Origin of the sequence: Streptomyces sp. SID1328 (assembly GCF_009865595.1) — a bacterium.
GTDB lineage: Bacteria > Actinomycetota > Actinomycetes > Streptomycetales > Streptomycetaceae > Streptomyces > Streptomyces griseoluteus.
This window is the reverse complement of the sequence record NZ_WWKH01000840.1, coordinates 1-1,322: the sequence shown is the minus strand read 5'-3', so window position 1 is coordinate 1,322 and position 1,322 is coordinate 1. Positions and strand designations below refer to the sequence as shown.

The following is a 1,322-nucleotide window of genomic DNA, read 5'->3' as shown; positions in this document are numbered from 1 at the left end:
GGTGGCGCCGACCGCGTCCGCGAGCCGCCCGGAGAACTCCTCCCGCGCCTCCTCGCTGAGCCCGACGCCCTGCCCGGCGGCGTACACCGGCCGCAGACCGGCGGCGGCCGCGTCCACGTCGGCCGAGACCCGGCGGGCGGCCGCGCCCCGCTCGGCCACGAGCTTGCCGAGCGTCTCCCGCAGGTCGCCGACGCCGTCCCCCGTGAGCGCGGAGAGGGCGAGGACGGTGGCGCCGGGCTCGTCGTACTCGCCGAGCGCGATGCCGTCCTCGTCCAGCAGCCGGCGCAGGTCGTCGAGGATCTGCTCGGTCGCCTCGGCGGGCAGCCGGTCGGTCTGGTTGAGGACGACGATCATCACCTCGGCGTGGCCCGCCATCGGCCGCAGATAGCGCTCGTGCAGCGCGGCGTCGGCGTACTTCTCCGGGTCGACCACCCAGATGACGGCGTCGACCAGCTTGAGGACCCGGTCGACGTGCTCGCGGTGCTGTACGGCGGCGGAGTCGTGGTCGGGCAGGTCGATCAGGACCAGCCCGCGCAACTGCGCCTCGGCCTCGGCGCTCTGCAGGGGGCGGCGGCGCAGCCGGCCGGGGATGCCGAGGCGGTCGATGAGGGTCGCCGCGCCGTCGCTCCAACTGCACGCGATGGGCGCGGCGGTCGTCGGACGACGCACCCCGGTCTCGGAGATGGGCACCCCGGCGAGCGTGTTGAACAGCTGCGACTTGCCGCTGCCGGTCGCGCCCGCGATGGCGACGACCGTGTGCTGCCCGGACAGCTTGCGCCGGGCGGTGGCCTCGTCCAGCACGCGCGCGGCCTCGGCGAGGGTCTGGTTGTCGAGGCGGGCGCGGGACAGGCCGACGAGTTCACGCAGCGCGTCGAGACGGGAGCGCAGGGGGCCGTCGTAGGCCAGCGGCGCCGGGGAGCCGCTCGTCGCCCCGCGCGCGGGGGCCTCCTGGGGTGCGGTGCCGTCGGTGACGCGGCGGGCGATGAGGCCGTCGTCCCAGGCGACCTCCTCATCGGGACGCTGATCGCCCTCCACGCGCGCGTGCGGCTCCTCGTCGGCGGGGGCCGTGGCCTCGACGTGATCCATCTGGTGCTTCTGGGCGGCGGCGGTCACCGGTCACCTCTCCTTCTGCAGTACGGACAGCGCGGCGATGAGTTCGGCCTGCGACTCGGCGTGGACGTCCAGGGCGTCGATGGGGGCGAGGCGGCGCTCGCGCTCGCCGTGCAGGACCCGGTCCACGTGCTCGGTGAGCAGGCGCCCGGCGCGGTCGCGCAGCCGCAGCGCGCCGTGCGCCCCGATGCGCTCGGCCAGCCCCTCGCCCG

The 1,322-nt window shown here is 76.1% G+C and carries 1 protein-coding gene and 1 pseudogene; both read right to left on the bottom strand.

Annotated elements, in window-relative coordinates; all coding sequences use genetic code 11:
• Positions 1 to 1,086 (bottom strand): YfjP family GTPase (locus tag GT030_RS26755; protein ID WP_202460601.1); only part of this gene is annotated, 1,086 nt, incomplete at its 3' end.
• 30 nt (positions 1,087 to 1,116) lie between these two features.
• A pseudogene (locus GT030_RS26750) lies at positions 1,117 to 1,322 on the bottom strand (ATP-binding protein); the annotation flags it as partial.